This window comes from Bradyrhizobium sp. 604_D8_N2_3 (assembly GCF_051810765.1).
Classification (GTDB): Bacteria; Pseudomonadota; Alphaproteobacteria; order Rhizobiales; family Xanthobacteraceae; genus Bradyrhizobium; species Bradyrhizobium barranii.
The window spans coordinates 420,293-436,405 of the sequence record NZ_JBPWPM010000001.1; the positions used below are offsets into that span (position 1 = coordinate 420,293).

Annotated in this window: 15 protein-coding genes; 5 read left to right on the top strand and 10 right to left on the bottom strand. The window is 65.7% G+C overall.

Annotated features, from left to right (window positions below):
• Positions 1 to 141: 141 nt before the first annotated feature.
• On the bottom strand, positions 142 to 843 hold the full coding sequence (locus AB7245_RS01990; protein WP_063985990.1) for an RluA family pseudouridine synthase: 702 nt from the start codon (positions 841 to 843) through the stop codon (positions 142 to 144).
• 60 nt (positions 844 to 903) lie between these two features.
• Between AB7245_RS01990 and ftsY the strand changes: the two genes are divergently transcribed.
• Positions 904 to 1,851 (top strand): signal recognition particle-docking protein FtsY, encoded by a 948-nt coding sequence (gene ftsY / locus AB7245_RS01995; protein ID WP_063980402.1) that lies wholly within the window; start codon positions 904 to 906, stop codon positions 1,849 to 1,851.
• A 2-nt stretch (positions 1,852 to 1,853) separates the two neighbouring features.
• Positions 1,854 to 2,456 carry a septation protein A gene (locus AB7245_RS02000; protein WP_063980403.1) on the top strand — a complete coding sequence of 201 codons (603 nt, stop codon included), beginning with the start codon at positions 1,854 to 1,856 and terminating at the stop codon, positions 2,454 to 2,456.
• A 196-nt stretch (positions 2,457 to 2,652) separates the two neighbouring features.
• On the opposite strand, the gene AB7245_RS02005 is transcribed toward AB7245_RS02000, so the two are convergent.
• The 5 genes from AB7245_RS02005 to ccmA all read right to left on the bottom strand — a co-directional run bounded on the left by AB7245_RS02005 (position 2,653) and on the right by ccmA (position 5,809).
• A complete protein-coding gene (locus AB7245_RS02005; protein WP_063980404.1) occupies positions 2,653 to 3,246 on the bottom strand; it encodes a DsbE family thiol:disulfide interchange protein in 594 nt (197 codons plus the stop codon).
• A gap of 10 nt (positions 3,247 to 3,256) precedes the next feature.
• On the bottom strand, positions 3,257 to 3,442 hold the full coding sequence (gene ccmD / locus AB7245_RS02010) for a heme exporter protein CcmD (RefSeq protein WP_014490637.1): 186 nt from the start codon (positions 3,440 to 3,442) through the stop codon (positions 3,257 to 3,259).
• Positions 3,439 to 4,170 carry a heme ABC transporter permease gene (locus tag AB7245_RS02015; protein ID WP_063980405.1) on the bottom strand — a complete coding sequence of 244 codons (732 nt, stop codon included), beginning with the start codon at positions 4,168 to 4,170 and terminating at the stop codon, positions 3,439 to 3,441. The genes ccmD and AB7245_RS02015 overlap by 4 nt, the downstream gene beginning before the upstream one ends.
• Positions 4,171 to 4,260: 90 nt before the next feature.
• Positions 4,261 to 4,929 carry a heme exporter protein CcmB gene (ccmB, locus tag AB7245_RS02020; protein ID WP_028150494.1) on the bottom strand — a complete coding sequence of 223 codons (669 nt, stop codon included), beginning with the start codon at positions 4,927 to 4,929 and terminating at the stop codon, positions 4,261 to 4,263.
• A 277-nt stretch (positions 4,930 to 5,206) separates the two neighbouring features.
• Entirely contained in the window at positions 5,207 to 5,809 is a 603-nt protein-coding gene (gene ccmA / locus AB7245_RS02025; RefSeq protein WP_063985991.1) for a heme ABC exporter ATP-binding protein CcmA, read from the bottom strand.
• Positions 5,810 to 6,052: 243 nt separating this feature from the next.
• On the opposite strand from ccmA, the gene acnA reads away from it, so the two are divergent.
• The 3 genes from acnA to AB7245_RS02040 all read left to right on the top strand — a co-directional run bounded on the left by acnA (position 6,053) and on the right by AB7245_RS02040 (position 10,751).
• Positions 6,053 to 8,773 (top strand): aconitate hydratase AcnA, encoded by a 2,721-nt coding sequence (gene acnA / locus AB7245_RS02030; protein WP_063980406.1) that lies wholly within the window; start codon positions 6,053 to 6,055, stop codon positions 8,771 to 8,773.
• Positions 8,774 to 8,990: 217 nt separating this feature from the next.
• On the top strand, positions 8,991 to 9,767 hold the full coding sequence (locus tag AB7245_RS02035) for a DUF1223 domain-containing protein (protein ID WP_063985992.1): 777 nt from the start codon (positions 8,991 to 8,993) through the stop codon (positions 9,765 to 9,767).
• Between the two features lie 612 nt (positions 9,768 to 10,379).
• The gene (locus AB7245_RS02040; RefSeq protein ID WP_063980407.1) at positions 10,380 to 10,751 is read left to right on the top strand and encodes a DUF2794 domain-containing protein; all 372 of its coding nucleotides are present in this window, start codon (positions 10,380 to 10,382) and stop codon (positions 10,749 to 10,751) included.
• A 148-nt stretch (positions 10,752 to 10,899) separates the two neighbouring features.
• Here the strand turns inward: AB7245_RS02040 and AB7245_RS02045 are convergent, their stop codons facing one another.
• From AB7245_RS02045 to AB7245_RS02060, 4 genes are all read right to left on the bottom strand, one after another.
• Entirely contained in the window at positions 10,900 to 11,427 is a 528-nt protein-coding gene (locus tag AB7245_RS02045) for a GNAT family N-acetyltransferase (protein ID WP_063980408.1), read from the bottom strand.
• Between the two features lie 303 nt (positions 11,428 to 11,730).
• The gene (locus AB7245_RS02050; protein ID WP_014490629.1) at positions 11,731 to 12,522 is read right to left on the bottom strand and encodes a Bax inhibitor-1/YccA family protein; all 792 of its coding nucleotides are present in this window, start codon (positions 12,520 to 12,522) and stop codon (positions 11,731 to 11,733) included.
• A gap of 270 nt (positions 12,523 to 12,792) precedes the next feature.
• A complete protein-coding gene (locus AB7245_RS02055) occupies positions 12,793 to 15,363 on the bottom strand; it encodes an ABC transporter permease (RefSeq protein WP_063980409.1) in 2,571 nt (856 codons plus the stop codon).
• A complete protein-coding gene (locus AB7245_RS02060; RefSeq protein WP_063980410.1) occupies positions 15,360 to 16,082 on the bottom strand; it encodes an ABC transporter ATP-binding protein in 723 nt (240 codons plus the stop codon). The genes AB7245_RS02055 and AB7245_RS02060 overlap by 4 nt, the downstream gene beginning before the upstream one ends.
• Between the last annotated feature and the right edge of the window lie 31 nt (positions 16,083 to 16,113).

Consider the following 16,113-nt stretch of genomic DNA (forward strand, 5'->3'; position numbering starts at 1 on the left):
TGCTTTGCTCCCCGACCGGCCACTGCTCCTCATCCTGAGGAGCCCGCGAAGCGGGCGTCTCGAAGGATGGCCGCGGGCGACAGTCGGGCCTTCATGGTTCGAGACGGCGCTGATGCGCCTCCTCACCATGAGGGGCTAAAACTATTCCCCATTCCACCCGCAGGCGCGGAGCTTGTCGTGCATGTGGGGCGGGGCCGGCGCGACCACGCGGATCGGCTCCTTGTTCCGGGAGATCGGTACCACGATCTCGCGGGAATGCAGGTGCAGCCGCGGCTCGCCGAAGCGCGGGCCGTTGCCGTAAATGTTATCACCGAAGATCGGCCAGCCGGTCGACGCCGAATGCACCCGCAATTGATGGGTTCGGCCGGTCACCGGTTCCATGGCGAGCCAGGTCAGCCCGTCGCCCCGGCCCATCACCTTCCAATTTGTGACGGCTTTCTGCCCTTCCGGGTCCGGCTTCTGCCACCAGCCGCGCTCGGCATTGAGCCGGCCGAGCGGCATGTCGATGGTGCCTTCGTCCTCGGCAGGGCCGCCCTCGACCACGGTCCAGTAGGTCTTGCCGATCTTGCCGTGCTTGAAGAGGAGGCCGAGTGAGGCCGTCGCCTTGCGATGGCGGCCGAGCACGAGGCAACCGGAGGTGTCCTTGTCCAGCCGGTGGGCCAGCACCGGCGGCCGCGGCAGGCCGAAACGAAGCGCATCGAACGACGTTTCCAGATTGGCCCCGCCCTTGGGGCCGCGGTGCACCGGCAGGCCGGCGGGCTTGTCGATGACCAGCATCAGCCCGTCGCGATGGAGCACGCGCGCCAGGATCTCGTCGGCGGTCAATTCGGGAACATCGAGCAATTGCAAGACTTTCGGTCAACACTTTCGTTTGGGAGCCGGAACGGCTAACACACCGCCACCATGAACGATACCACGTCAGATCCCCCCAAGCTGAGCTGGTGGCGCCGCCTGTCCAACGGGCTGAAGCGCACCTCGTCCTCGCTCGGGACCGCGGTCGCCGACCTCGTCACCAAGCGCAAGCTCGACCGCGCCATGCTCGACGACATCGAGGACGTGCTGCTGCGCGCCGACCTCGGCACGTCGGTCGCGGTGCGGATCGCGGACGCCGTCGGCACGGGCCGCTACGACAAGGCGATCTCGGCGGACGAGGTCAAGGACGTCGTCGCCACCGAGGTCGAGAAGGTGCTGGCGCCGGTGGCAAAGCCGCTCGAGATCGATACGGCCAAGAAGCCGTTCGTCATCCTCGTGGTCGGCGTCAACGGTTCCGGCAAGACCACGACCATCGGCAAGCTCTCGCAAAAATTCGCATCCGAGGGCCGCAAGGTGATGCTGGCCGCCGGCGACACGTTTCGCGCGGCCGCGATCGAGCAGCTCAAGGTCTGGGGCGAGCGCACCAGGACGCCGGTCATCGCTGGCACCCAGGGCTCGGATTCGGCAAGCCTCGCCTTCAACGCGCTGACGGCAGCGAAGGAGCAGGCCATCGACGTGCTCCTGATCGACACCGCCGGCCGCCTGCAGAACAAGGCCGAGCTGATGAACGAGCTCGAAAAGGTCGTGCGCGTGATCCGCAAGGTGGACGACACTGCGCCGCATGCCGTCTTGCTGGTGCTTGATGCTACGGTCGGCCAGAACGCGCTGTCGCAGGTCGAGGCCTTCCATCGCACGGCGGGGGTCACCGGCCTCGTGATGACGAAGCTCGACGGCACCGCGCGCGGCGGCATTCTGGTGGCGCTCGCGGAGAAATTCAAACTGCCGGTGCATTTCATCGGCGTCGGCGAAGGCGTCGACGATCTCGCGCCGTTCACCGCGCGCGATTTCGCCCGTGCGATCGCCGGAATCGAAAGCTGAGAATGGACAAGACCCAGCCGCATCCGCTGTTCAAGCTCGCGACCGAGCTCGGTCCGCTGCTCGTGTTCTTCTTCGTGAATGCGAAGTTCAATCTGTTCGCCGCGACCGGCGCCTTCATGGTCGCGATCGTGGCGGCGATGATCGCGTCCTATGTGGTGACGCGCCATATCCCGATCATGGCGATCGTGACAGGCGTGATCGTGCTGGTGTTCGGCACGCTGACGCTGGTGCTGCACGACGAGACCTTCATCAAGGTCAAGCCGACCATCATCTACGGCCTGTTCGCGGCGATCCTCGGCGGCGGCCTGTTGTTCGGCCGCTCCTTCATCGCCGTCATGTTCGACCAGATGTTCAACCTGACCCCGCAGGGCTGGCGCATCCTCACGCTGCGCTGGGCGCTGTTCTTCGCCGGCATGGCCATCCTGAACGAGATCGTTTGGCGCACCCAGAGCACGGATTTCTGGGTGAACTTCAAGGTGTTCGGCGTCACGCCGATCACGATGGTCTTCGCCATCGCCCAGATGCCGCTGACCAAGCGCTACGGGATCGAGCCGGCGTCGCTGGAGGCGAGCGAGGCCGACGCGGGGGATGTGCGGAAGGGCTGACGGTCTCTCAGCTCGTCATTGCGAGCTGAAATGCGGCCATACACTCAACTGTCATCGCCCGGCTTGACCGGGCGATCCAGTATTCCAGAGACAGTCGTGAGATACGGTGAGGCCGCGGCGTACTGGATACCCCGGTCAAGCCGGGGCATGACAGCGGTGCGTGGTGCTGGCCCCTGCGCTCGCGCGAGAGCGGAGCTCAGCTCCCTGCCTTCAACGCCTTCTCCATCTGCGGCAACAACACCGTGCGCAGATTGTCCGGCGTGATCGGTCCGACCAGCTTGTAGACGATGGTGCCTTCGCGCCCGACGACGAACGTCTCCGGCACGCCATAGACGCCCCATTCGATCGAGGCGCGGCCGTTGGCGTCCACACCGACGCGGCCGAACGGGTTGCCGTAGCGGCCGAGGAAACGGCGCGCGTTGTCGGCCGCGTCCTTGTAGTTGATGCCGACGAGCTGGAAGCGCTTGTCTTTTGCCAGTTCGGTCAGGAGCGGTGCTTCGTCATGACAGGGTACGCACCAGGACGCCCAGACATTGACCAGGCTGACCTTGCCTTTGAACGCGGCGGGATCGAGGCCCGGTACCTGCGCGCTGTCGGCCTGCAATCCCTCGAGCGGCGGCAGCGCGGTCTGCGGCGCCGGCCGGCCGATCAGCGCGGACGGAATCCGCGAGGGATCGCCGCTGCCGAGCCGGAACCAGAACAGCAGCGCCAGGGCGATGAAGGCGATCAGCGGCAGCACCATCAGGAAGGTGCGGCGCTGCGGCGGAGCGGAAGTCGGTTGATCGCTCATGATTGATCGCTCACGGCGTGTCCGTTGCGCTGCGTCCGGAGCGGCGCGTGACGCCGCTGCGGTCGAGCTCGCGCAGGCGCTCGGTCTGGCTGCGATAGTCGAGCACGATCCAGCCGATCAGGATCACGACGACGAGCGCGGCCGCGGCATAGGACGTCACGATGAAGGACGCGTAGGGACCAAGTGACATCGTCATGCGGCCTTCTGGCTCGCCTGCATCATCTGCAAGGAGCGGACACGGCGGCGCAAAATCTCGTTGCGCATCGCCGCGATATGCAACGTGACGAACAGCAGCGTGAACGCGATGGCCATCAGCAGCAGCGGAATCAGGAACGATTTGTCGAGCGTCGAGCCGCCCATGCGCATCACCGACGCCGGCTGGTGCAGCGTGTTCCACCAGTCGACCGAGAACTTGATGATCGGCAGGTTGATCGCGCCGACCAGCGTCAGCACCGCGGCGGCGCGCGCCGCGCGCGAGGGATCCTCGACCGCGCGCCACAGCGCCATCAGGCCGAGATACATCAGGAAGAGGATCAGCACCGAGGTCAGCCGCGCGTCCCATTCCCAATAGGTGCCCCACATCGGCCGGCCCCACAGCGATCCCGTGAGCAGCGCGAGGAAGGTGAAGGCGGCGCCGATCGGCGCGGCGGCTTTGGCGGCGACGTCGGCGAGCGGATGCCGCCACACCAGCGTGCCCAATGAGGCGATGCTCATCACGCCCCAGACGAACATCGACAGCCAGGCGTTGGGCACGTGGATGAACATGATCTTCACCGTCGCGCCCTGCTGGTAGTCGTCGGGCGCGAGAGCGGACTGGTAGAGGCCGATGGTGAGCAGGATGACGGTCGCGGCCACAAGCCACGGCAGCAGCCGCGCCGTCAGCGCGAGGAACCGTGTCGGATTGGCGAGATCGATCAGCGTCATGGTATTCTGATAATCACAGGTCAGCACTCACGCAATCAGCATAAAAGCGCGCAGCGAAAGTTGATCGGGGTCAAGGGCATCCGGCCCATTTCAATCGAGACCATGGCGCAGGCTCGCCGCCGCCGCGAAAGGGCCGATGACGAGGCTGACCAGCGACAGCGCGCACAGGATCGAGAACGGCGCGCCGAACGTCATGGGACCGACGATCACGGCCTGCGAGGCCGCGACCCCGAAAATCAGCACCGGGATCGACAGCGGCAGCACCAGCACGGCCATCAACAGTCCACCCCGGTGCAGCGTCACCGCGAGCGCCGCGCCGATCATGCCGGTGAAGGTCAGCGCCGGCGTACCGGCCAGGAGCGTCAGCGCCACCGCCCCGGTCGCGACCATGTCGAGGTTGAGCAGCAGGCCGAGCACCGGGGTTGCGACAATCAGTGGCAGGCCGGCGGCCAGCCAATGCGCCAGCGCCTTGGCGGCGCAGGCGAGTTCCAGCGGCGTTCGGCTCATCGTGATCAGGTCGAGCGAGCCGTCCTCGTGGTCGGCCATGAACAGCCGGTCCAGGGTGAGCAGGCTTGCCAGCAGCGCGCCGAGCCACAGGATCGCCGGCCCGAGCCGCGACAGCAGCGCCAGATCCGGCCCCACCGCGAACGGCATCAGGACGACGACGGTCAGGAAGAACAGCACGCCGATCAATGCCCCACCGCCGACGCGGAGCGCGATCCGGATGTCCCGGCGGATGAGGGCGGACAGGGCGGTCATGGGGTGTATCCGACGTCGAGGCCGCCATGGGAGCCTGATTCGTGCCCCAGGCAAACTGCGCTCCCTCCCCCCTTGCGGGGGAGGGCGGGGGAGAGGGGTAGCCCCGAGAGAGATGCTTTTGAAGGGCTGACGGCGAGCGACAGAGCGCTCGCCTCCCCAGCGCTAGAACCGAATCGCCCTACCGTGCCGCACCCCTCTCCCCGACCCTCCCCCGTAAGGGGGGAGGGAACGGAGAGAGCCGGGCCCGGCCGCTTGGAAAACTGAGGGTCCATCGGAATCATGCTGAACCCCCAATCCTCAGCTCCCGCGAATCGATGCCGAGCGGCGCATGGGTCGCAGCGATGATCATGCCGCCCCGGGCCAGATGCTCCCGCATCAGGCCCTCGAACATCTCCTGGCCGGCCACGTCCAGCGCCGTAGTCGGCTCGTCCAGCAGCCAGACCGGGCGGCGCACCGTCAGCAGCCGGGCCAGCGACAGACGGCGGCGCTGGCCGGCGGACAGGAAGGCGGCCGGCAAATGAGTGGCGTGATCGAGCCCGACGATGGCGAGGCTCTTGGCCGCATCACTGCGCTCGCCGCCCAGAAAATCAGCCCAGAATGACAGGTTTTCCGCCACGCTCAGTGCTGGCTTCAGGGCGTCGCGATGGCCGAGATAGTGGCACTGCTCCGGCAGCGTCAGCTCGGCATCGCCGCCGGCGAGCGCGATTGTCCCGCCGGCCGGAATCAGCAGACCCGCGATCAGCCGCAGCAGCGAGGTCTTGCCCGAGCCGTTGCGGCCCACGACCGCCACGGCCTCGCCCGAGACCGCCTCGAAATCGAGCCCGGAGAACACCTCGCGGCCGCCGCGCACGCAGACGACCCCGCGTCCGGACAGCTGCATCTTGCCTTGGTTCAATCCGCTCAAAGCCTGGCCTCAGGAAATCTTGGGGTAGCGCATGGGAATTTTTGGCTCGCGGATTGCTGCGGCACGTTTGTGGCTGTGGCGGCGCGGTTAGAAAGCTTCTATAAGCCCGGAACTACTTGATGCAGCAACTTAACCTGCCCCTGCAAGCGACCCAGCCGGACTCGCTGACGGTGTTAAAATACCCCTTGCCGGGTATAACTAACAATTGGGATTTCCTACATGACCTCGCTCGACAGCTTCAAATGCAAAAAGACCCTCAAGGTCGGCGCCAAGACCTATGTCTATTACAGCCTGCCCACGGCCGAGAAGAATGGTCTGAAGGGAATTTCGAAACTCCCCTATTCGATGAAGGTTCTGCTCGAGAACCTCCTGCGCAACGAGGACGGCCGCACGGTCAAGAAGGAAGACATCGTGGCGGTGTCGAAGTGGCTGCGCAAGAAGTCGCTGGAGCATGAGATCGCATTCCGCCCGGCCCGCGTGCTGATGCAGGATTTCACCGGCGTGCCGGCCGTGGTCGATCTCGCCGCGATGCGCAACGCGATGCAGAAGCTCGGCGGCGATGCCGAGAAGATCAACCCGCTGGTGCCGGTCGACCTCGTCATCGACCACTCCGTGATCGTGAATTTCTTCGGCGACAACAAGGCCTTCGGCAAGAACGTCACCGAGGAATACAAGCAGAACCAGGAGCGCTACGAGTTCCTGAAGTGGGGCCAGAAGGCGTTCTCGAACTTCTCGGTCGTGCCGCCCGGCACCGGCATCTGCCATCAGGTCAATCTCGAATATCTCTCCCAGACGGTCTGGACCAAGAAGGAGAAGATGACGGTCGGCAAGAAGACCGGCACCTTCGAGGTCGCCTATCCCGACTCGCTGGTCGGCACCGACTCCCACACCACCATGGTCAACGGTCTCGCCGTGCTCGGCTGGGGCGTCGGCGGCATCGAGGCGGAAGCCTGCATGCTCGGCCAGCCGCTGTCGATGCTGCTGCCCACCGTCGTCGGCTTCAAGCTGAAGGGCGCGATGAAGGAAGGCGTCACCGCCACCGACCTCGTGCTGACCGTGACGCAGATGCTGCGCAAGCTCGGCGTGGTCGGCAAGTTCGTCGAGTTCTTCGGTCCCGGCCTTGATCACCTGTCCGTCGCCGACAAGGCGACCATCGCCAACATGGCGCCGGAATATGGCGCGACCTGCGGCTTCTTCCCGGTCGACGCTGCTGCGCTCGATTACCTCAAGACCTCCGGCCGCGCTCCGGCGCGCGTCGCGCTGGTGCAGGCCTATGCCAAGGCGCAGGGCCTGTTCCGCACCGCCAAGTCGGCCGATCCGGTGTTCACGGAAACGCTGACCCTCGACCTCGGCGACGTCGTTCCCTCGATGGCCGGTCCGAAGCGTCCCGAAGGCCGCATCGCGCTGCCGTCGGTCGCCGAAGGCTTTTCGCTCGCGCTCGGCACCGAGTACAAGAAGACCGACGAGCCCGGGAAGCGCTTTGCCGTCGACGGCAAGAACTTCGAGATCGGTCATGGCGACGTCGTGATCGCCGCCATCACCTCCTGCACCAACACCTCGAATCCGAGCGTCTTGATCGGCGCCGGCCTGCTTGCGCGCAACGCTGCCGCCAAGGGCCTCAAGGCAAAACCGTGGGTGAAGACGTCGCTCGCCCCGGGCAGCCAGGTGGTCGCGGCCTATCTCGCCGATTCCGGTCTGCAGGCCGATCTCGACAAGGTCGGCTTCAACCTGGTCGGCTTCGGCTGCACCACCTGCATCGGCAATTCCGGTCCGCTGCCCGAGGAGATCTCGAAGTCGATCAACGACAACGGCATCGTCGCGGCCGCCGTGCTCTCCGGCAACCGCAACTTCGAAGGCCGCGTCTCGCCGGACGTGCAGGCGAACTATCTCGCTTCGCCGCCGCTGGTCGTCGCCCACGCGCTTGCGGGCAGCGTCACCAAGAACCTCGCCGTCGAGCCGCTCGGTGAAGGCAAGGACGGCAAGCCGGTGTACCTCAAGGACATCTGGCCGACGACGAAGGAGATCAACGCCTTCATGAAGAAGTTCGTGACCGCGTCGATCTTCAAGAAGAAGTATGCCGACGTGTTCAAGGGCGACACCAACTGGCGCAAGATCAAGACGGTCGAGAGCGAGACCTACCGCTGGAACATGAGCTCGACCTATGTGCAGAACCCGCCCTATTTCGACGGCATGAAGAAGGAGCCGGAGCCGGTCACCGACATCATCGAGGCGCGCATCCTCGCCATGTTCGGCGACAAGATCACCACCGACCACATCTCGCCGGCCGGTTCGATCAAGCTCACCTCGCCCGCCGGCAAATATCTCAGCGAACACCAGGTGCGTCCGGCCGACTTCAACCAGTACGGCACGCGTCGCGGCAACCATGAAGTGATGATGCGCGGCACCTTCGCCAACATCCGCATCAAGAACTTCATGCTGAAGGGCGCTGACGGAAATATCCCGGAAGGCGGTCTCACCAAGCACTGGCCCGACGGCGAGCAGATGTCGATCTACGACGCCGCGATGAAGTACCAGCAGGAGCAGGTGCCGCTGGTGGTGTTCGCCGGTGCCGAATACGGCAACGGTTCCTCGCGCGACTGGGCTGCGAAGGGCACGCGCCTGCTCGGCGTCCGCGCCGTGATCTGCCAGAGCTTCGAGCGTATCCACCGCTCCAACCTGGTCGGCATGGGCGTGCTGCCGCTGACCTTCGAGGAAGGCACCTCCTGGTCGTCGCTCGGCCTGAAGGGCGACGAGAAGGTCACGCTGCGCGGCCTGGTCGGCGACCTGAAGCCGCGTCAGAAGCTGACCGCGGAGATCGTCTCCGGCGACGGTTCGTTGCAGCGGGTTTCGCTGCTTTGCCGCATCGATACGCTGGATGAGCTCGATTACTACCGGAACGGCGGCATTCTGCACTACGTGCTGCGCAAGCTCGCGGCCTAAGCGCGAATTTGTGAACGGTGGCTCACCGCGACGTGAGTAGAAGGTTAAACGAGGGCGGCCTATCACAAGGCCGCCTTCGTGCGTTAGAACACGCGTCCGATGGTCCCGCCCGGCGGAAAACCTCGCCCCGGACGGTTGAGTGTACGATGCCCGTAAGACTACGGTGACCATCAGGCGATAGGATCTTCCCCCACGCGTGCGAGGTGTGACGTTCAACATGACTGCAATGATGGCTTCTAATCTGGTTTCGCGCTGGTCCGGTGCACTCTGGTCGGGAGCACTTGGTATCTGCGCCATCGTCGCCGTCATCCGTCCCGCCGAGGCTGATCCTCGCGCCGTAGTCGAGCTCTTCACATCGCAGGGCTGCTCCTCCTGCCCGCCCGCCGACCAGGTCATCGGCGATCTCTCCAACGACCCGTCGATCATCGCGCTGAGCATGCCGATCGACTATTGGGATTATCTCGGCTGGAAGGACACGCTTGCGGATTCGCGCTTCTCGGCGCGGCAGCGCGCCTATTCGCGCATGCGCGGCGACCGCGAGGTCTATACGCCGCAAGTCGTGGTCAACGGTTCGACGCATGTCATCGGCAGCGATCGCGCCGGCATCGAGAGCGCGATCGGCAAGACCGACAACGGCACAGGCGTAATGAGCGTGCCGGTGACGATGTCGCTTGCAGGCAAGCAGATCAACGTGTCGGTGGCGGCGAGCAAGGAGTCGGCGGTCTCGCACGGTGAGGTCTGGATCTGCTCGATCACGAAATCGGTGCCGATCGCAATCAGCCGCGGCGAAAATCGCGGACAGCAGATCACCTATCACAACGTCGTGCGCAACCTGCTCAAGGTCGGCGACTGGAACGGGCGTCCGGAAAGCTGGACGGTGCCGTTGGAAAATCTCACGCGCGACGGCGTCGACGGCGCTGTGGTCTATGTCCAGGACGGCAGCCGTGAGAAGCCGGGTGCGATGCTTGGCGCGGCGTACACGTCGCTGCACTAGATCCGATCTCTCTCGCCAACGTCGCACTCGCTCTCACGCCTCATGGTGAGGAGCGCGCCCTCGCGCGCGAGGCGGACGATGCTACGCATCGCCGCGAGAACCATGCAGGCGCGGCTGATGCAGCGCGGCCTTCATCCTGCGAGTCACCGCTTCGCGGCTCCCCACGATGAGGGGTGAGAGTTGTCTTCGCGTTAATCAGAGAGAAGTTGGTCGTGCCGGAAACATCTCGGCACAAACCAAAAAGGACCAACTTGCGTTGGCCCTCCTTGTCGCGCGTACAGACCCGATCCTGACGGCCCCGGGGGGCTGGGGGCTGAGGAATCCGGAACCGAAAGGACCGGGTCAACGCACACAGGTCTTTTCGCAATGCAGGGCGGCAGGCGCTTGGCGGAAAAGCGGCGATATCAAGATTCCTTCTAACGATCCCGTGACGGTTTGCCGCGACAGAATTCCACTCCTGCGTGTGCTCCGATTCGCACCCGATTCAATCAGTTGAGTGAAGAGCCCCTTGCGGCGGGGAACAGTTGGCGCGATCATGCAATTGTCATGATCCGCGGTTCCGGGGACGGTCCTTCGCGGATGCGATCATGCCGCGAGATGAGGAGGCGCTCGATGAGTCTGACGCCGGAGGATGCCGATCCGAGCGAGCAGCGCGCCGTGGCGCGCCCCACCGCTGCGAATGCCCAACCCAACCGGGTGACATTCAACCGGCTGGAACTGAACCGCATCCTCAACCTGTACGGCCGCATGGTCGCCGACGGCGAGTGGCGCGACTATGCCATCGACTTCCTGAAGGACCGCGCGGTGTTCTCGGTCTTCCGCCGCGCCTCGGAGGTGCCGATCTATCGCATCGAGAAGGACCCGCGGCTGGCGCGCAAGCAGGGCATGTACAGCGTGATCTCGGCGACCGGCCTGATCCTGCGCCGCGGCCACGAGCTCGAGCGCGTGCTGCTGGTGATCGATCGAAAATTGGCGGTGGTTTAGCCTTACGGACGGTGCCGTAGTGTGGGCAAAGGCGCACCGCGCCGTGCCCACCATCTTTCCTCAATCACCGGGCATGCTGGGCACGCTTCCGCCTTCGCTCTCCGAGCTACGGCGGACAAGTCGCTTTGCCCACCCTACGAGACCGAGGTTATTTCGGCACCGTACTCGCGCCCTCGCCCAGATCCCGCTGCATCATCACCGTGTCGAGCCAGCGGCCGAATTTCAGGCCAACATTGGGATGCGTGCCGATCATCTTGAAACCGCCGCGCGTGTGCACGCCGATCGAGCCGGCATTGGCGGAATCGCCGATCACCGCGATCATCTGGCGGAAGCCGCGCGCCTCGCATTCAGCGATCAGCCGGTCCAGCAGCAATGAGCCGATGCCGCGGCGGTGGAACGCGGGATCGAGATAGATCGAGTTCTCGACCGTGAAGCGGTAGGCCGGCCGCGGTCGGTAGGCGCCGGCATAGGCATAGCCGGCGACGCTACGATCGAGGATGGCGACGAAATAGGGATAGCCGCCGTCGATCAGCGCGCGGTAGCGGCGCGTCATCTCGGCCAGATCCGGCGGCGCCAGCTCGAATGTCGCGGTGCCCTCGCGGACGGCCTGCTTGTAGATGGCGGTGATGGCGGGAAGGTCGGCCTCAATGGCGGGCCTGATCTCAGGTGCGGACATGGCGGCGAGATTAGAGCCTTCCCGCGGTCACTGGAAGGGGCAACGCCGCTTCCCCATGCTCCGTCATTGCCAGCGCAGCAGCCCTCCAATCTTCTCCGCTGTCATGCCCCGCGCAGGGGGGCATCCAGTACTCCGAGACAGCGCGGCTAGAACCGAGCCGCTGCGGCGTACTGGATCGCCCGCCCCAGTGCGCAATTGCGCACAAGGCGGGCGATGACAAGCGGGGGGGCGTCGCGCATCCCGGCCCAAACAAAAACCCCGGCCTCTCGGCCGGGGTTCGTATCCGTTCTCTCGTCGAAGCGCTTAGTCGCGCTGGCCAAGGAGCTGCAGGAGCAGCGTGAACAGGTTGATGAAGTTCAGGTACAGCGACAGTGCGCCGGTGATGGCCGCACGCTCTGCGATGTCACCGCCGGCCGAGGCGTAGCCGTAGATGTAGTCGTTCTTCAGCCGCTGGGTATCCCAGGCGGTGAGGCCCGCGAACACCAGCACGCCCACCACCGAGACGATGAACTGCAGCATCGTGCTCGCCAGGAACAGGTTGACCAGGCTCGCGATGATGATGCCGATCAGGCCCATGAACAGGAACGAGCCCATCCCGGTCAGATCACGCTTGGTGGTGTAGCCGTAGAGGCTCAGTGCGCCAAACGTGGCCGCGGTGATGAAGAACACCCGCACGATCGAGGTGTGCGTGAACACCAGGAAGATCGAGGACAGCGAGATGCCCATCAGCGCCGCGAACACCCAGAACAGGATCTGCGCGGTCGAGGGGGCGAGACGGTTGATGCCCGCCGAGATCACGAACACCATCGCGAGTGGCGCGAGCATGAACAGCCACTTCAGGGGGCTGACGAACATCGCGTAGCCGAACGGCGTCAGGAACAGCTTGCCGACGCGGACGGCCTCCGGGGTCGGAACGTCGGTCACGGCGGCCATATAGACGCCGAGCGCGGCCAGGCCGGTGATGGCGAGGCCGATGCTCATGTAATTGTAGATGCGCAGCATATAGGCGCGCAGGCCGGCATCGACCGTCGCGGCGTCAACACGCCCGGCGGCCCTGCCGAAAGGAGAAGCGTAGTTACGGTCTAGGTCCGACATGGTCGAATTCCCGTTGGTTAGCCCGGTCCGGCATGAGGGTCGCCATGCCGCCGGTTCGTCAAATTCTATCTCGGATACCGATCTGTGCCGACTAAATTCTGGCTCATAATCGGGGGTCCGAACCCATTGGATATGTGGGAAACTAACACATTCGCTGCAACCGTCCACGCGCGGCTGAATGTCGCCCTCGCCCGCAATCCTGGCGAGCAGACGTGGTTAATCGCTGGAATCGTGCGATTCCGACATCGCGGGGTCGCCCGCTACCATTTGTCACAAATTCCGCAACACCGTGGCGGGCTTTTTGTTCAATGCCAGCAGCGTCCCAGCGAGCCCAAGTCCGACCGTGACGACCAGGGCCGCCGCGACCACGCCGGCCGCGCTGCCGGCCTGCCAGACGAAACTCAGCGTCATCAGCCGCGTCACGATCATCCAGGCCGCGACGCTGCCGGCGATCACGCCGAACACCGCGGTGGCAAGTCCGATCAGCAGGTATTCGAGGGCGTAGGCGCCGAGCAGCCGCAGCCGGGTCGCGCCGAGGGTCTTGAGGATCACCGCATCGTAGACCCGGTGGCGGTGGCCGGCGGCGAGCGCGCCGCCCAGCACCAGGATCGCCGAGATCAGGGTCACCGCGCTGGCGCCGCGGATCGCCAGCGCCAGATTGGTCACGACCGAGCCGACCGTCTCCATCACCTCGCGCACGCGCACGCTCGTCACCATCGGATAGGTGTCGGCGACTTGCCTGATGATCTTGCCGTCGCCGGCCGCAGTGCCGCCGGCCTCAGTCAGCGTCGCGATATGGGTGTGGGGCGCGCCCTTGAAGGCATTGGGCGAGAACACCAGCACGAAATTGATGCCCATGCCCTGCCAGTCGATGGTGCGCAGATTGCCGATTTTGGCCGGGATGTCGCGGCCGAGCACGTTGACCACGATCTCGTCGCCGAGCTTGAGACCGAGCCCGTCGGCGATCTTCTTCTCCATCGAGACCAGCAGCGGGCCGGAATAGTCGGCGCTCCACCATTCGCCCTCGACCACCTTGGAACCCTTCGGCAATTCGGCGGTATAGGTCAGGCCGCGGTCGCTTTGCAGCACCCATTCGGAATCGGTGGTGGGCTTGAGGTCCTCGGCACGCACGCCGCGCGCGGCGACGATGCGGCCGCGCAGCATCGGCACGTCCTCGACCTTTGCGCCCGGCGCGATCCGGCGCAGATAGCCGTCGAACTGCTCGGCCTGCGTGCTCGGGATGTCGATGAAGAAGAACGACGGCGCGTGCTCGGGGAGGGCCGCAAGGAACTGCCGGCGCAGATTGCCGTCGATCTGGGTGATGGTGACGAGCACGGCGAGCCCGAGCCCGAGCGACAGCACGACGGAGGGCGTCAGCGCGCCGGGCCGGTGGATGTTGGCGATCGCCAGCCGCAGCATCGGCAGGCGCGTGCGCGGCAGCCGGCGCGCGATCGTCATCAGCAGGGCGGCGATGCCGCGGAGCAGGGCGAATACGACGACGGAGGAGGCCACGAACACCGCGGCGATGCGCTTGTCGAAGGACAATCCAATCACGACCGCGATCAGCAGCGCGATCACGACGGCCATGAACACGACATAGCTCCAGCGCGGCCGGTGCCATTCGGAGCTGATGGTGTCGCGGAACAGCGCGGCGACTGGCACGTCGTGCACGCGCCCGAGCGGCCACAGGCCGAAGGCGAGCGCCGTGAGCAGGCCATAGACGAAGGACAGCGCGAGCTCGTCGGCATGCACGGCCGGCACCACCGGCAGCGGCAGCAGTTTTCCGAACAGGCCGACGATGGCGAACGGCATGGCGGCGCCGAGCGCAAGGCCGATCACCGAGCCAATTCCCGCCAGCAGGAGGACCTGCGCCAGATAGATGCCGAACACGTCGCGGCCGGTGGCGCCGACCGCCTTGAAGGCCGCGATGACCTCGAGCCGGCGGTCGATATGGCTCTTGACGGCATTGGCGACGCCGACGCCGCCGACCAGGAGCGCGGCGAGGCCGACCAGCGTCAAGAATTGCGTGAAGCGGTTGATGTTGCGCTCGAGCTGCGGCGAGGCATTGGAGCGGCTGCGGATCTCCCAGCCGGCCTGCGGCGCGGCGTTGCGCGCGTCCGCGATGAAGGCGTCGGTGGCGCGCTCGCTGTTGCCGGTATCAGGCAGCTTCACCCGGTACACCCAGCGCACCAGGCTGCCGGGCTGGATCAGGCCGGTGGCGCGCAGACCCGCCTCGCTGATCAGGAAGCGCGGCCCGAAACCGATGCCGCCGGCGAGCTTGTCGGGCTCGGCTTCGACGGTGCTGCGGATCTGGAACGTTGCGCTTCCGATGGTGACGCGGTCGCCGGTCTTCAGCGACAGCCGCGCCAGCAGCGTCGGATCGGCGGCGGCACCGAACGCGCCGTCGCGCTCCGCGAGCAGGTCGGACATCGGCAGCGGCGGCGCCAGCGTCAGCTGACCCAGCATCGGATAGGTGTCGTCGACCGCCTTCATCTCGACCAGCGCGAGCTGGCCGTCGGCGGCGCGCGCCATGCCGCGCAAGGTCGCGGCGGTGGAGACGGTGCCGCGCGAGCGCAGGAAGGAGACCTCCTCGGGCTTCGCCTCGCGCTGGAACAGCACGAAGGAGACGTCGCCGCCGAGCAACGTACGGCCCTCGCGCGCGAGACCGTCGCTCAGGCTCGCCGAGACCGAGCCGACGCCGGCGATGGCCATCACGCCGAGCGCGATGCAGGCGATGAAGACATAGAAGCCGCGCAGGCCTCCGCGCAATTCACGCAGCGCGTAGCGCAGCGACAGCGCGACGCCGTTGGGCTTCGCGAACGGTTCGGCCGCGATGCTCATGCCGGTGCAGACTGGGTGTCGATGCGGCCGGAGCGCAGGCGGATCACGCGATCGCAGCGCTGCGCGAGCGAGGAATCGTGCGTGACCAGCACCAGCGTCATGCCGCGCTCGGCATGTTTGGTGAACAGAAGATCGACGATTTGTTTTCCGGTGGCCTCGTCGAGATTGCCGGTCGGCTCGTCCGCGACGAGGATGGCGGGATCGGGCGCCAGCGCGCGGGCGAGCGCGACGCGCTGCTGCTCGCCGCCGGACAGCTGCGTCGGATAGTGATGCAGGCGATCGCCAAGCCCGACCGATTGCAGCTCCTGCGCCGCGCGTCTTGCAGCGTCAGGGTTGCCGGCGAGTTCGAGCGGCACGGCGACGTTCTCGAGCGCCGTCATGGTCGGGATCAGATGGAAGGACTGGAAGACGATGCCGACCTGGCGGCCGCGGAAGCGGGCCAGCGCGTCCTCGTCGAGGGCATTGAAAGGCGTGCCTGACACCACCACCTCTCCGCTATCAGGACGCTCCAGCCCCGCCATCACCATCAGCAGCGTGGATTTGCCCGAGCCTGACGGGCCGATCAGGCCGATCGTCTCGCCCGAGGCGACCCGCAGGCTGATATCCTTGAGGATGTGAACGCGTGCCGCGCCCGTACCCAATGAAAGATTGACGTTGGAGATGGCGATGGTGTCCGGCGCGGTGCCGGCGAGCGAAGAGGTTTCGATGCGACTGTCCATGGTCCGGTCATATGGCAACTCCGCATACGCG

Coding starts and splice junctions, on each gene's coding strand:
- ccmA (WP_063985991.1), bottom strand. CDS start 5,809: ATGCAGCTGTCCGGACGCGGGGTCGTCTGCGTGCGCGGCGGCCGCGAG.
- AB7245_RS02015 (WP_063980405.1), bottom strand. CDS start 4,170: ATGACGCTGATCGATCTCGCCAATCCGACACGGTTCCTCGCGCTGACG.
- ccmB (WP_028150494.1), bottom strand. CDS start 4,929: ATGACCGCCCTGTCCGCCCTCATCCGCCGGGACATCCGGATCGCGCTC.
- ccmD (WP_014490637.1), bottom strand. CDS start 3,442: ATGACGATGTCACTTGGTCCCTACGCGTCCTTCATCGTGACGTCCTAT.
- AB7245_RS02005 (WP_063980404.1), bottom strand. CDS start 3,246: ATGAGCGATCAACCGACTTCCGCTCCGCCGCAGCGCCGCACCTTCCTG.
- AB7245_RS02060 (WP_063980410.1), bottom strand. CDS start 16,082: ATGGACAGTCGCATCGAAACCTCTTCGCTCGCCGGCACCGCGCCGGAC.
- AB7245_RS02000 (WP_063980403.1), top strand. CDS start 1,854: ATGGACAAGACCCAGCCGCATCCGCTGTTCAAGCTCGCGACCGAGCTC.
- AB7245_RS02050 (WP_014490629.1), bottom strand. CDS start 12,522: ATGTCGGACCTAGACCGTAACTACGCTTCTCCTTTCGGCAGGGCCGCC.
- ftsY (WP_063980402.1), top strand. CDS start 904: ATGAACGATACCACGTCAGATCCCCCCAAGCTGAGCTGGTGGCGCCGC.
- AB7245_RS02040 (WP_063980407.1), top strand. CDS start 10,380: ATGAGTCTGACGCCGGAGGATGCCGATCCGAGCGAGCAGCGCGCCGTG.
- AB7245_RS02055 (WP_063980409.1), bottom strand. CDS start 15,363: ATGAGCATCGCGGCCGAACCGTTCGCGAAGCCCAACGGCGTCGCGCTG.
- AB7245_RS02035 (WP_063985992.1), top strand. CDS start 8,991: ATGACTGCAATGATGGCTTCTAATCTGGTTTCGCGCTGGTCCGGTGCA.
- AB7245_RS02045 (WP_063980408.1), bottom strand. CDS start 11,427: ATGTCCGCACCTGAGATCAGGCCCGCCATTGAGGCCGACCTTCCCGCC.
- acnA (WP_063980406.1), top strand. CDS start 6,053: ATGACCTCGCTCGACAGCTTCAAATGCAAAAAGACCCTCAAGGTCGGC.